The 13,206-nt window shown below is 35.7% G+C and carries 13 protein-coding genes and 1 tRNA gene; 10 read left to right on the plus strand and 4 right to left on the minus strand.

Translation table 11 applies throughout. The features are described from left to right. Positions 1-23 precede the first annotated feature (23 nt). The 6 genes from ric to EO766_RS05240 all read left to right on the plus strand — a co-directional run bounded on the left by ric (position 24) and on the right by EO766_RS05240 (position 4,276). Positions 24-965, plus strand: coding sequence for an iron-sulfur cluster repair di-iron protein (ric, locus tag EO766_RS05215; protein WP_074420514.1), 942 nt, complete (start codon positions 24-26; stop codon positions 963-965). Between the two features lie 348 nt (positions 966-1,313). Continuing rightward, a complete protein-coding gene (locus EO766_RS05220; RefSeq protein ID WP_179853779.1) occupies positions 1,314-1,478 on the plus strand; it encodes a hypothetical protein in 165 nt (54 codons plus the stop codon). 36 nt (positions 1,479-1,514) lie between these two features. Then, positions 1,515-2,345 carry a DUF2249 domain-containing protein gene (locus EO766_RS05225; protein ID WP_074417774.1) on the plus strand — a complete coding sequence of 277 codons (831 nt, stop codon included), beginning with the start codon at positions 1,515-1,517 and terminating at the stop codon, positions 2,343-2,345. A 4-nt stretch (positions 2,346-2,349) separates the two neighbouring features. Then, complete coding sequence (locus EO766_RS05230; protein ID WP_074420974.1) at positions 2,350-3,612, plus strand: hypothetical protein; 1,263 nt, start codon at positions 2,350-2,352, stop codon at positions 3,610-3,612. After that, a complete protein-coding gene (locus EO766_RS05235; protein ID WP_074420975.1) occupies positions 3,609-3,938 on the plus strand; it encodes a metal-sulfur cluster assembly factor in 330 nt (109 codons plus the stop codon). The genes EO766_RS05230 and EO766_RS05235 overlap by 4 nt, the downstream gene beginning before the upstream one ends. Positions 3,939-3,946: 8 nt before the next feature. Further along, on the plus strand, positions 3,947-4,276 hold the full coding sequence (locus EO766_RS05240) for a 2Fe-2S iron-sulfur cluster-binding protein (protein ID WP_074420976.1): 330 nt from the start codon (positions 3,947-3,949) through the stop codon (positions 4,274-4,276). A 278-nt stretch (positions 4,277-4,554) separates the two neighbouring features. On the opposite strand, the gene EO766_RS05245 is transcribed toward EO766_RS05240, so the two are convergent. Next, positions 4,555-4,627 (minus strand) — tRNA-Lys (locus EO766_RS05245). Between the two features lie 134 nt (positions 4,628-4,761). On the opposite strand from EO766_RS05245, the gene EO766_RS05250 reads away from it, so the two are divergent. The 3 genes from EO766_RS05250 (at position 4,762) to lpdA (ending at position 7,979) form a co-directional block, all read left to right on the plus strand. Further along, the gene (locus tag EO766_RS05250) at positions 4,762-5,565 is read left to right on the plus strand and encodes an SDR family oxidoreductase (RefSeq protein WP_074420442.1); all 804 of its coding nucleotides are present in this window, start codon (positions 4,762-4,764) and stop codon (positions 5,563-5,565) included. A gap of 27 nt (positions 5,566-5,592) precedes the next feature. Continuing rightward, complete coding sequence (locus tag EO766_RS05255; RefSeq protein ID WP_074420441.1) at positions 5,593-6,423, plus strand: SAM hydrolase/SAM-dependent halogenase family protein; 831 nt, start codon at positions 5,593-5,595, stop codon at positions 6,421-6,423. 149 nt (positions 6,424-6,572) lie between these two features. Next, positions 6,573-7,979 (plus strand): dihydrolipoyl dehydrogenase, encoded by a 1,407-nt coding sequence (gene lpdA / locus EO766_RS05260; protein ID WP_074420440.1) that lies wholly within the window; start codon positions 6,573-6,575, stop codon positions 7,977-7,979. A 202-nt stretch (positions 7,980-8,181) separates the two neighbouring features. Here lpdA and rplT read toward each other — a convergent pair whose 3' ends face one another. From rplT to EO766_RS05275, 3 genes are all read right to left on the minus strand, one after another. Next, on the minus strand, positions 8,182-8,526 hold the full coding sequence (gene rplT / locus EO766_RS05265; protein WP_068241817.1) for a 50S ribosomal protein L20: 345 nt from the start codon (positions 8,524-8,526) through the stop codon (positions 8,182-8,184). A gap of 43 nt (positions 8,527-8,569) precedes the next feature. Continuing rightward, on the minus strand, positions 8,570-8,767 hold the full coding sequence (gene rpmI / locus EO766_RS05270; protein WP_074417781.1) for a 50S ribosomal protein L35: 198 nt from the start codon (positions 8,765-8,767) through the stop codon (positions 8,570-8,572). A gap of 257 nt (positions 8,768-9,024) precedes the next feature. After that, positions 9,025-12,210: a WD40/YVTN/BNR-like repeat-containing protein gene (locus EO766_RS05275; RefSeq protein ID WP_074420439.1), complete on the minus strand. Its 3,186-nt coding sequence runs from the start codon at positions 12,208-12,210 to the stop codon at positions 9,025-9,027. A 513-nt stretch (positions 12,211-12,723) separates the two neighbouring features. Here EO766_RS05275 and EO766_RS05280 point away from each other — a divergent pair. Then, positions 12,724-13,101, plus strand: a complete 378-nt coding sequence (locus tag EO766_RS05280) for a hypothetical protein (protein WP_074420438.1) — start codon at positions 12,724-12,726, stop codon at positions 13,099-13,101. Positions 13,102-13,206: the final 105 nt, after the last annotated feature.

Below are 13,206 nucleotides of genomic sequence, written 5' to 3' on the forward strand. Positions count from 1 at the left end.
ATTCATTTTTTAAAAACACAACTATGAGTACTATTCAAACTTTAGATGTAACACAAATACCACCAAGGTTAAAACATCCCACCATTTTTCAGCATTTTGATGCACTCAATGCAGGAGAGGCGTTTTTAATTTTAAATGATCATGATCCCAAGCCGCTCTATTATCAGTTATTAGGCGAAAGAGGTAATATTTTTACCTGGGATTATTTGGAAGCTGGCCCGCAATGGTGGCAGGTTAAAATAGCCAAAAAGCCTGCTGCTGCACCATCAGATACCGTAGGCGCCATTGCAGCAAAAGACCTGCGTAAAGCAGAAGTATTTAAAAAAATGGGAATTGATTTTTGTTGTGGTGGGAATAAAACAATTCAGGAAGCTGCTGCCGAGGCCGGTGTAGCTGAAGTAGATGTAAAAGCTGCTTTAGAGGCCGTTGAAAATCAAACTCAAAAAGCATCGCAGGATTTTAATAGCTGGGAAATTGATTTTTTGACCGATTATATTGTACAAGCGCATCACCGTTATGTAAAAGATGCATCTGCTATTATAGACCAGTTAGCCGATAAAGTTGCCCAACACCATGGCACTAATCATCCTGAGCTGTTTGAACTTTCTCAAAAAACACATGCTTTTTTAAGTGATATGAATAGCCACATGTTAAAGGAAGAGAAAATTTTATTCCCTCAAATTAAATTATTGGTTCAGAAAAAAAGAGATCATCAAAATGTAACCGTTTCCGATGGTTTAATTTCCGCAGCCATAAAAATGATGATTACAGAACATGAAGTGTCCGGTGAAGATTTAAAGTTTTTCAGAAAATTAACCAATGAGTATTCACTTCCCACAGATGCCTGCAACAGCTATGCTTATTTGTTTGATAAAATGAAGGAATTTGAATCTGATCTGTTATTACACATTCATTTAGAAAATAATATTCTTTTTCCAAAAGCATTGGCATTAGAACAAGCTTAATTTATTCAACCATTTAAAGTGATGCTATATGACAAATAAACCTATTCAACTAAAAAAGTATTTAGTGCCATTGTCTAAAGAGCATCACTTTGTTCTTTTGTTTTGCTGAAAATTAAAAGAGGGCATAAAGAATCATACTTCAGTTGAGCGTCTTGCAAAGTATATTGATTATTTCCGGAAAACCCATCTTAAACTTCATTTTGGTGAAGAGGAAGTTACATTGTTTAGTCATATTTCAATGCCTGAAATTAAGTTTGCTTATTAGCACCATAAAAATATTGAAATGCAAATTGAACAATGTTTTAGTCCAACGAAAACATCATTTCAACACATCAAAAGTCTTGTTGAATGATTGAACAACATACCCGATTTGAAGAAAGAATTTTATTTCCTTTAATTGAACAACAAATGAATGAAACTGATTGGGCAAATGCAGACATTAAATTGGCGTCGTTCCATAATGCGCATTCAGAAGATGATTATGCAGATGTTTTCTGGCTGAAGCAAAAATGATAGTTGCTAACAAGCTGTGTATAAAAAAAATTATTTATGAATACCATTGATTCACATACAAAAATTTCAAAAATTCTGCAAGAAAATAAAGCAGCAATCGAAGCCATTGCCAGTTTGGCAAAGCCTTTGGAAAAATTAAGAAATCCATTGATGCGAAAAATAATGGCATCCAGAGTTACTATTGCTGAGGCTGCTAAAATGGGCGGTTGTACCATTGACGATTTTAAAAAAGCATTGCAACCACTCGGATTTGTTTTTGAAGAATCAACAACTGATGCGCTTGCAAATAATAGCGCTGTTGAAAAACCCCAGTGGTTGATCCATACACCCATTGAGCAGATTCATTTTTTTGATGTACGGCCAATGCTACAATCAGGTAACGACCCTTTAAAAGAAATTATGCAACGTTTAAAAGGTATGGCACCGCAAAGCATTCTCTGTATTATTAATTCATTTATTCCGGTACCACTCATTCGTTTATTAGAAAAAGATCAGGCATTGTCTTTTACCGAAACTATATCTGATACAGAGTATCGTACTTATTTTCTGAAGGTAGATAAGCAAAAAGACGTTGCAGTAGCTCAACAAGATTTTGTTATTATGGAAGATACTGATTCTTTTCAACAAATCATCAATAAATACACTGCCCATAGAATTGTTACCATTGATGTGCGTTCAATACCTATGCCCGGCCCTATGGAAGCAATACTTTCTCAATTAGAACAATTAAAGAATGATGAAATTTTATTGGTACATCACAAGCGAATTCCTGTGTATTTGTTGGAGTCGCTGGCCGATCAATCCTGGATAGTGCATATTCACAGCATTAGTGATACTGAGGTGAATATGTTGATTCATAAAAAATAAAATTATGGCCGATATTAATATTGCTAAAGCACCCAAAGGTTATGCAGTATTGCCATTTTATGCTGTAGGGAGTTTGTTTTTCTTAACCTTATCAGCCCTGCTTGTTTTTTCTCATCAAATTGTTATTGTACAATTTTTACATCCGCATATTCTGGCAATTGTTCATGCCACAACTTTGGGTTGGGTTACTATGGTAATTTTTGGCGCTTCGTATCAGTTACTGCCTGTAATTTGCGAAAGAAATTTATTTAGTAACGTACTGGCATTGTTGTCATTTTTTATTTTATTACCCGGCGTTATCATTCTCATCATTTCCTTTTGGTTTTTTTTAACCGGTTTTTGGATGATTACCGGCGGCTCATTGGTTGTAATAGCTGCAATTTTATATGCAATTAACGCAACGGGCACTGCTAAAACATGCAATAAGCATTCCATTCAAAAATGTTTTGTTCTAAGTGCTGCTTTTTGGCTATTGGTTACCACTATTTTCGGATTATTATTGGCTATCCATTTAGTATTTCCAATTTTTAATTCAAGTCAGTTGAAATTGATTGCCATGCATGCGCATATTGGATTTGCAGGCTGGTTTTTACAATTAATTACCGGTGTATCTTCTAAACTGGTACCCATGTTTTTATTGAGCAGAAATAGGCCCAATGGTTTTTTGCAAGGTGCATTTTGGTTTCAAAATGTCGGATTGCTTATTTTGATTATTGCAGCCCTATTGGGTTTATGGAATGGTTTCATTTGGATAAGTTACATATTGGTTGTTGTAGGTATTTTATGCTGGTTATTTTATATTCTAGCTACTTATAAAAGTAGGGTGCGAAAGCCACTCGATTTTCAAATGCGGTTTACTTTACTTTCATTTCTATTTCTTTTTCTAGCGCTAATTCTGCTCCCTTTTTTGATGCATGGTTGGGGTATGCCATGCATTCAATTATATGGGTTACTTATTTTAATGGGTTGGTTATCGGGTATTATTTTAGGCCAAACATTTAAAACATTACCGTTTATTGTATGGAACGATCATTATAAAGCTTTGAATGGGAAAGTAAAGGTTCCATTGCCGAAACATTTGTATCATGAAAATTTTGTAAAACTAAATTTTTATTTTTTTATCGCTGCACTGGTAATGCTATGCGCCGGACTATTGCTAAATGAAAAAATTTTGATGTTGGCGGGTAGTATTCTTTGGTTATTGATGGCTATTGTATTTGTGTGGAATGTATTCACGATTTTATTACATAAAACAAAAAAATTATGATTACAATTTCGATAAATGATCAATTTTATACTGAAAAATCAAAAATATTGCAGGCATTATATCAGGTAATTGATCCAGAACTATTCATTAATATAGTTGATTTGGGTTTGATATATGATATTGCATTTTCCGAAAACAATATTACCATTGAAATGACTTTATCTACTCCGCATTGTCCTTTGGGTGATGCCATTACTTTCGGCGTAAAAAATGTATTATCTGTTGACTTTCCAAATCATGAAGTAACGGTTCATTTGGTGTGGGAACCCAAGTGGGCTTTTGAAATGATGACAGACACGGGTAAAAAATTGTTAGGAATTGCTTAAACCTTTTCATGCATAACGATATCATTTCTTTTCATATAAATTTTGGTAATGAAACAAAGCAGGTGCATACCTATACCAATGCTTACAGAAACCTGATGCATTTGTTAGAAGATCAATTTATTGTAGAAGATTTTGGAGAATGCAGGGGAATGGGTAAATGCGGTACCTGTATGATTGAAGTAATAGCTGCACCCAATTTGTTGGAGGGCTTGCAACGAAATGAAATGACTACATTGAAAAAAGCAGCTATGTTGAAAAAAAATATTCGATTATCCTGTCAGATATTCATTAATGATAGTTTGCAGGATGCGGTTCTGAAAATTTATGAATGGCAATGAAAGTGCTTATTACCCTCATGTTCCAATATCTACTAAAAGAGGCTTTAGCCTCTTTTTTTTGTAGTGCTTATTTGCTTTTTTCGTCAATGACGTTCCGTTTTAAGAAGGCTTTATTAAAAATTACTGAATTACTGAAAAGGTTATAAGAAAGCATGTTAAGGCACAAACTAAGGTATTACCACTTAAACTTTACAGATGAGTGATTCAATACTTTCTGGCAATAATTCAAAATTAAAAAAGCCTAATCAATTTTATTGATAAGGCTTTTTTGTTGTTTGTGATCCCGCTGGGACTCGAACCCAGGGCCCATACATTAAAAGTGTATTGCTCTACCAACTGAGCTACGGAATCATCCCGTTTGTTTTTGGGAGTGCAAAAATAGGCGAAAAGTTTTTCTGTCCAAATTTTTTTCAAATCTATTGTAAAGATATTTATTCACAACCTACAACAACAGAACCTTATTTTTGCAAATAATAATTTGAATCATGGTATTTAATAATAAAGTTGTTGTAATTACCGGTGGCTCTGAAGGCATTGGAAAGGCACTGGTAGAGGCTTTTATTGCGCAGGGTGCTAAAGTGGCTACCTGTGGCCGTAATTACGATAAATTATATGTTTTACAATCGATCCATGCAGGCAAACCTTTAATGGTTCAGGCTGCAGATGTTAGCAATGAAACTGATTGTAAAAATTTTATAAATGCGGTAATTAAATTGTATGGCACCATCGATATTTTAATTAATAATGCGGGCATTTCCATGCGTTCGCTTTTTAAAGAAACCAATTTAGAAACGCTGAAACGTTTAATGGACGTAAATTTTTGGGGTGCTGTTTATTGTACAAAATATGCATTACCCTACATTATTCAAAACAAGGGAAGTGTTCTGGGTGTTTCGTCCATTGCAGGATACAGGGGTTTACCGGGACGAAGCGGTTATTCTGCTTCAAAATTTGCCATGAATGGCTGGCTGGAAGCATTAAGAACAGAATTAATGGATGAGGGTGTGAATGTAATGTGGGTTTGCCCTGGCTTTACTGCATCTAATATTCGCAATGCAGCGTTAAACAAAGATGCGCAACCACAAGGTGAAAGTCCGATGGATGAATCGAAATTAATGACGGCAGAAACCTGTGCCATATATATCATGAAAGCAATTGAAAAACGAAAACGTACATTGGTGCTTACTTCGCAGGGAAAACAAACCGTATGGTTGAATAAATTTTTTCCAGCACTGGCAGATCGACTTATCAAAAAGTTTTTTTATAAACAAGGTGAGTTGGTAAAATAATATTATTGCATCCAACGTTCCACAAGCATGTCAATTGTTACTTTATCATCCGATATTGGTGTTCAGGATTATATTTTAGGGGCTATTAAGGGTCAGATAATTACGCAATTTGCACAAGCCAATATTGTCGATATCAATCACGATTTAAATGCTAATAATTATCCGCATGTAGCATATATATGTAATCATGCATTCAAATATTTTCCAAAAGGCACCATTCACTTAATTTTGGTAGATTGTTTTGAAGGAAATAACGAACAATTTATTTTAGCTGAAGTAAATGGACAAATTATTATATGTCCTGACAATGGCCTCCTAACCATGATTGCTGATAAACAACATATTCAGCCATTTTCTATTTCAGTTCATTCAGCTGCTACTATTTTAGAAATTACACAAATATTGGCAGGCATTATTGGAAGATTATTGCAGGGAGAGCCCTTAACCCGGCTTGCTGATACAGCTATTACTTTTCAACAAAAAATTTCTTTACAACCCTCTATGGGTAATGATTGGATAGAAGGTCAGGTATTATTTATTGATAAATTTGATAACGTAATTATCAATATTTCAAATCAGCAATTTCAGGAAGCAGCAGTCAACCGGCCATTTGAAATTAGCATCCCAAATAATGTTGCCATCAATAAAATCAGTAAAAGTTATGCTGATGTACCCAGGGGCGAGGTGCTGGCTATGTTTAATGCTGCAGGATATTTAGAACTGGCTGTTAATAATGGTAAAATGGCTGCATTATTTGGTCTACGCAGTTTTGTAGCCAATAAAAATGCACCGGGCAGTCTGCATGCCAATGCCTTATTTTATCAAACTATAAGAATTTATTTTCTTAAAATATCATGATTTGATTGGTATAAAGAATTTTTTGCAATGAAATCTTATTCCTTTTTGAACTCTCTTTTTTCCATTTGCAGATTAGCCAGTATTTTTGCATCTGTTATTTTTTGGTTGTACAATATTGTTTTCAACCACTCATCTTAATTATTTAAATTATGGCATACGATGTTATTGTAATTGGAAGCGGACCAGGAGGGTATCCCGCTGCAATCAGAGCTTCACAATTAGGTTTTAAAGTAGCGATTATAGAAAAAGAAAGTTTAGGTGGTATTTGTTTAAACTGGGGCTGTATACCCACTAAAGCATTAATTAAAAGTGCGAATGTGTACGATTACATAAAACATAGTGCTAACTATGGTATTAATGCAACCGGTACGCAGGATTTTCCGGCCGTAATTCAGCGAAGCAGGGGTGTAGCAGATAAAATGAGTAAAGGCGTTCAATTTTTGATGAAGAAAAATAAAATTGACGTAATTATGGGCACCGGTAAAGTAAAAGGCAAAGGTAAAGTTGAAGTAATTGCTGCGGATGGTACCAAACAAATCATCGAATCAAAATATATTGTGGTTGCAACCGGTGGCAGAAGCCGTGAATTGCCGAATTTAAAACAGGACGGTAAAAAAGTAATTGGTTATCGTGAAGCAATGGTATTACCGGGTCAGCCCAAAAGCATGATTATTGTAGGCAGTGGTGCAATAGGTGTAGAGTTTGCTTATGTTTACAACAGCATGGGTACAAAAGTTACCATTGTTGAATTTATGCCTCGAATTGTGCCGGTAGAAGATGAAGAAATTTCAAAAGAATTGGAAAAACAATACAAAAAACAAGGTATTGAAATTTTTACCAATGCATCGGTTGAAAGTGTAGATACTTCAGGTAATGGCGTTAAAGCACAGGTGAAGAAACAGGATGGCAGTATGATGACTTTAGAAGCAGATATTGTTTTAAGTGCCGTAGGTGTTGTAGCCAATATAGAAAATATAGGGCTGGAAGAAAATGGCATTAAAACCGAAAAAGGTAAAATTATTGTTGATAAATATCAGCAAACTACCATACCCGGTGTTTATGCAATAGGCGACTGTACGCCCGGTCAGGCTTTGGCACATGTTGCCTCAAAAGAAGGAATTAATGCAGCAGAGCATATGGCTTATTTAGAAAAAAAAATAGCACATTTGCCCGATGTAATTGATTATAACAATGTTCCAGGTTGTACCTATTGTACACCCGAAATTGCCAGTGTTGGTTATACTGAAAAAGCAGCAAAAGAAGCAGGGTATGATATTAAGGTTGGTAAATTCCCTTTTATTGCCAGCGGTAAAGCCAGCGCTGCAGGTGCTACAGAAGGTTTTGTAAAAGTAATTTTCGATGCAAAATATGGTGAGTTTCTGGGTTGCCACATGATTGGTGCCAATGTAACAGAAATGATAGCAGAAGCCGTTGTTGCCAGAAAATTAGAAACAACTGCCCATGAAATTTTAAATGCCATTCATCCGCATCCAACCATGAGTGAAGGCTTGAAAGAAGCTACTGCTGCTGCTTATGGTGAAGCAATTGATATTTAGTTGTAAAGTAAATTACTCATAGAAAAAGTTCAGTGCCAATTGAAACACTGAATTTTTTTTATGGTTGTATATGTTAAAAATTTATATACAATAATTTTGAATGAACGCTTGTGAAAATTTTGATGGGTTGCTTTGTATGGGAGGGTGTTAAAACAAAAAAACCGGGACAAGCCCGGTAATGATTCATTCTGTCTGTTTTTTCTTACTTCACAGAAGCTACTAAAGATTTAAAGCTTTCAGGATTATTCATGGCTAAGTCAGCCAATACTTTTCTGTCTAAATCTATGCCTTTCACAGACAATTTGTGAATAAACTGGCTATACGTTAATCCTTCTTCTCTTACGGCAGCATTAATACGTGCAATCCACAATTGGCGATATTCTCTTTTTTTCAGTTTACGACCAACATAACTGTAGGTCATCCCTTTCTCAACAATGTTTTTAGCTACGGTATAAACGTTTTTACGTTTACCATAGTAGCCTTTAGCCTGATCTAATATTTTTTTTCTTCTTGCTCTTGAAGCAACTGCATTAACGGAACGTGGCATATTTTAATATTTTAACTCTTTTAAAAGAGATGGTGTAATAATTTTATTTTAAACGTAATAAGCGCATTACAAAATCTTTGTTGGTAGGACCAACAAGACCTTTTTTGTTGAGCGTTCTTTTTCTTTTCTTGGTTTTCTTGGTAAGAATGTGTCGTTTAAAAGCTTTTTGGAAGGTTATTTCACCTGTTCCGGTAACTTTAAAGCGTTTTTTTGCGCTTGAGTTTGTTTTAACTTTTGGCATAAATAATCTTTTATTCAGATTACACCCTGCTGGTGGTATCCACGGGGATACACTTGTTGAACCTTACGGGAAAATTTTGGAGTGCAAAAGTAGGTATAAATAAACATATTTAGCAAAATTAGTCCATAATATTTTTTGCAATCATTTTATGATAGCCAGATCAGACTGTATAACAAACATTTTCAAAGAATGATGGTAACGGTTTACCTATCACTAATCGGCTGTGAGTTTCATCTGGTTTTTACTCAATTTTAGTTTTATAAAGCAATAAATGGTTGTTTCTGATTCGCAATCCATTGATTAATGGCAGGAACATTTTTTTGCAGCAGGTTTCTAAAATTGTTGAATTGTATGTCAATTTGCTCTTTTAGATTTTGATAGCTGCTGTACATAGAAGCAGTGGGAGGGGCATCTGCTTGCTGAACGGCTACATTGAGTGCCGACAATTTTTCTTCTAACCGAACCGAAAAACGTAAATCATCCTCACTTGCTAAAATTTTAGGATTCATTAAAGTTGTTTCAACTATCGTTAAACTATCTAATAATGGTTTTGTTAGTGCATTGAATTGTTGAATAGAATCTGAATGGGAAAGTGTGCCGGTAAAATCCTGAATTTTTTTCCTGATCTGCCGTATGTTTTTTGTTGTAGTTCCAATTGCATTGAGTGTATTGTGAATTTGTTGGGCTAATTCAAATTGCTTTGCCAGATCATTTGTTCCAAATGTATTTCTTGGGTCGTTTACAATGGTAAGGGGTTGTTTCTGAATCAATTTATCACTAACATACAATGCAATGGTATAATTTCCTGGCACTGCCATTGGGCCGGTTAAAGCACCTTCAAAAGTGGCAGAAGTATCAGCTTTTGCATCCGGGTAACGCAAATCCCAGATAAATGTATTCATTCCGCTATCTGCTGTTAAAATACCGGATTGTTTTTTCTTGCGATTTTCAATAAAATTTTGAGTGGGGGTGATGGGTTCGCCAAAATAATTTTTTTGAGAAGAATAGGTAATAACACTGTCGCCCTTTTCAGTTTGAATTGCTAAACGAACTTCACCGGATGGTTTATTTTTGAAATAATAATGCACAATAGCACCAGCAGGGGCATTTTGCCCATCATGCACGGGTGGGGTTGGGTTATTATTCCCTAAAGGAGTTCTGTATGTACATTTTGGTTTAAATAAAAAAGCCTTATTCATTGCCATTTGCTCATTTAACTGGTAAAGCGGTGTAATGTCATCTAATACCCAAAATGACCGGCCATGTGTTGCAACCACCAAATCATTATCGCGGGTTTGTACCTGTATGTCTCTTACCGGTGTGTTGGGTAAATTGAGTTGCAGGCTTTGCCAATGTTCTCCCTCATCAAACGAAACAAGAATACCGGTTTCTGTGCCGCAATACAAAATGTTTTGGTGGGTTGGGTCTTGTCGAATACAGCGGTTATAGCTTTGAACACCTTCAGAAATAGATGTCCAGGTTTTGCCATAATCATGTGTTTTAAATAAATAGGGTTTGGTATCATCACTTTGATAGCGTGTAGCAGCAACATAACAGGTAGCTGCATCAAAATGAGAGGGTTCCACATAACTAATGAGTGCCCATTTTGGTAGGGCCGATGGTGTAACGTTTTGCCATGTTTTGCCATCATCTTTACTTACATGCACCAACCCATCATCTGAACCGGCCCATAAAACACCTGATTGCACAGGCGATTCTGCAAATGCAAAAATGGTTCCGTATACTTCGGCTAAACTGTTATCTAAAGTAATGGGTCCGCCACTGGGCTGAAGGGTTGCCGGATCATTTTTGGTTAAATCCGGGCTAATGGTTTCCCAAGTTTGTCCGCCATCGGTTGTTCTGTGTACATGATTAGAAGTAACATACATCATTTTATTATTGTGCGGAGAAAAAGCGATGGGATAGGTCCAATTAAAGCGATATTTCATTACAATAGCCCCTTCTCCACTGTGCTGTTCGGGATAAACGGATATATTTCTGTTTTGATCGGTTGATTTATTGTAGGTACTAAGTTGTCCGTCATATTCTCCTCCATAAGTGATTTGTGCATTCAGGGGGTCAGGTACAATATAACCGGCTTCTCCACCTGCCACCGGGTACCAGTCACGTATACCAATTGCTTCATTGGCAGTTCGGCTGGCAATTCTAACACTTGTATTGTCTTGTTGTGCACCATATACATGATATGGAAATTCATTATCTAAGTTTACATGGTAAAACTGAGCAGTAGGTAAATCAGGTGCAGTAAAATTTTTACCACCATCAAAAGTAATTTGTGGGCCACCATCATCGCCCATTATCCAGTTAGATGGGTTTTGAGGATTTATCCACATATCATGGTTATCGCCATGCCTATTGGTAATTTTTTCCCAGTTACTGCCACCATCAATCGATTTCCAAAATTCTACATTCAACACATAAACTGTATTGGGGTTTTTGGTATCGGCAAAAATCTGGCTAAAGTACCATGGGCGTTGGGTTAAATCGTTTTTGGTACTTACCAATTGCCAGGTAGCACCACCATCCTCTGAACGAAATACACCACTGTGTTCATTTTCAACAATAGCCCAAATTCGTTCATGCTGCACCGGAGAGATGGTGCAAATCATTTTTCCTTTTAATCCCTTGGGCATACCCGGATTTTCGGAAAGCAACTGCCAGGTATTGCCCCCATCCAGCGACTTATATAAACCCGAGCCCCTGCCACCGCTGCTTAATGAATAAGGAGTTCGATAAGCCTGCCACATGGAAGCATAAACAATGAATGGGTTTACCGGATCTATTTTCACATCCACACAACCGGTACTATCATTCACATACAAAATTTGTTGCCAGGTATTGCCCCCATCATTGGAACGATATAATCCGCGTTCTTTATTGGCTCCATATACTTTACCCATGGCAGCCGCATAAACCTGATTATCATTTTCAGGATTAATGGCAATGGTTCCAATGGCATAAGTTTTTTCTAAGCCAATATGCTTCCAGCTTTTACCAGCATCGGTAGATTTGTAGATACCATCTCCAAAAGAAATATTGTTACGCATTTCTACCTCACCGGTACCGGCATAAACTATATTTTGATTGATATGTGCTACAGCAATGGCACCCACTGAACTTGAGGTAAAAAAAGAATCAGATACACATTTCCAGGAATTACCCCCATCTGTTGTTTTCCATACGCCGCCTCCGGTTTGTCCGGCATAGTAGGTGTGTGGATCATTGGGTATACCCATTACCGCCAAACACCGGCCTGAACGCCATGGGCCAATATTACGCCAATGCATCCCATTGTATAAATGAAGGTCATAGACGGGTTTGTTTTTTGAAGTGCTTTGATCCTGAGCAGATACTTGCAGCAATGTGCCTATCAATAAACTACCTAAACAGATTTTTTTAGAAAAGCATTTGAATGGAAGCATAGTGTTAGTCTTGTAAATATGATTAAAATCGGAAAAAATATTTCCAGTATACTAATATATAAATTTAAAATTTATTTTTTTCTTTTAACCAACACTATGCTATTTTAATTGTTTTATAATGTCTGAATTTTCACTTTTTCGCCAAAAGTTTATAAAAAAGCAGCATGTTTTGCAAAAATTGAATCTTCTTTATTACAATTGTAAAATGTGGAAGAAAGTTATTACCGGCTGTAATGCAAGTATTTAAAATAAAATATAATTAAAAAAAATAATAATTTTCTTAGGATTTATCGATAGAATACCGGTTTTATTGAAAATAATGTGTATTTTAACATGCTTATACAATATTTTATTCCCTCTGCCGTTTAATGAAATTAAGTAATTATATAATGGTTTTTCATTGATGCTTATCTGGGTGATAATTCATGAAAAATAAAAAAAACAATTACGACTCCCGGTTTCAGAATAATTTTTTTGAATATAAAACGGGAGTATCACTTTTATTTTGAACGCATGAATAAGTATTTTACTTTATCGTTCTTATTGGTAGTTTTTAGCACTGGTTTACTGGGTTTTGCACCTGGTGGTTTTTTTCATGTACATTCTTTACATAATGCAAACAGTTCATTAGGGGAAATAACATTCCCTTCCTTTGAAAGGAATACATCTGTCAAAATAAAACCTGCATTTTCAAACGAACATAATCCTATATCCATTTCATTTGATAGTGCAATTGCTCCTTTTTCTTGTCCGGCTAAGTTAATTGTACAAAAAGATACCACAATTTGTAAAGGAGATACCGTTACCCTTACTGCCATTAAACCGGTACATGTTGACAGTGAACCACCCGGGGTTTGGGTATTATTAATTAACCCAAGTTTCCTAAAATAGAAGCATTTGAAATAGGAATAATTTTGAGTTGCGAAAACAAAACTTCTACTCAAATGCTTCAGGACAAAGTTATTGGAATTTACTGTTTAGTGGATGATATATTGA

The organism is Hydrotalea sp. AMD (genome assembly GCF_004100315.1).
GTDB lineage: Bacteria > Bacteroidota > Bacteroidia > Chitinophagales > Chitinophagaceae > Hydrotalea > Hydrotalea flava.

Coding starts and splice junctions, on each gene's coding strand:
- EO766_RS05275 (WP_074420439.1), bottom strand. CDS start 12,210: ATGCTTCCATTCAAATGCTTTTCTAAAAAAATCTGTTTAGGTAGTTTA.
- lpdA (WP_074420440.1), top strand. CDS start 6,573: ATGGCATACGATGTTATTGTAATTGGAAGCGGACCAGGAGGGTATCCC.
- EO766_RS05235 (WP_074420975.1), top strand. CDS start 3,609: ATGATTACAATTTCGATAAATGATCAATTTTATACTGAAAAATCAAAA.
- EO766_RS05250 (WP_074420442.1), top strand. CDS start 4,762: ATGGTATTTAATAATAAAGTTGTTGTAATTACCGGTGGCTCTGAAGGC.
- rplT (WP_068241817.1), bottom strand. CDS start 8,526: ATGCCACGTTCCGTTAATGCAGTTGCTTCAAGAGCAAGAAGAAAAAAA.
- EO766_RS05255 (WP_074420441.1), top strand. CDS start 5,593: ATGTCAATTGTTACTTTATCATCCGATATTGGTGTTCAGGATTATATT.
- ric (WP_074420514.1), top strand. CDS start 24: ATGAGTACTATTCAAACTTTAGATGTAACACAAATACCACCAAGGTTA.
- EO766_RS05220 (WP_179853779.1), top strand. CDS start 1,314: ATGATTGAACAACATACCCGATTTGAAGAAAGAATTTTATTTCCTTTA.
- EO766_RS05230 (WP_074420974.1), top strand. CDS start 2,350: ATGGCCGATATTAATATTGCTAAAGCACCCAAAGGTTATGCAGTATTG.
- rpmI (WP_074417781.1), bottom strand. CDS start 8,767: ATGCCAAAAGTTAAAACAAACTCAAGCGCAAAAAAACGCTTTAAAGTT.
- EO766_RS05240 (WP_074420976.1), top strand. CDS start 3,947: ATGCATAACGATATCATTTCTTTTCATATAAATTTTGGTAATGAAACA.
- EO766_RS05280 (WP_074420438.1), top strand. CDS start 12,724: ATGAATAAGTATTTTACTTTATCGTTCTTATTGGTAGTTTTTAGCACT.
- EO766_RS05225 (WP_074417774.1), top strand. CDS start 1,515: ATGAATACCATTGATTCACATACAAAAATTTCAAAAATTCTGCAAGAA.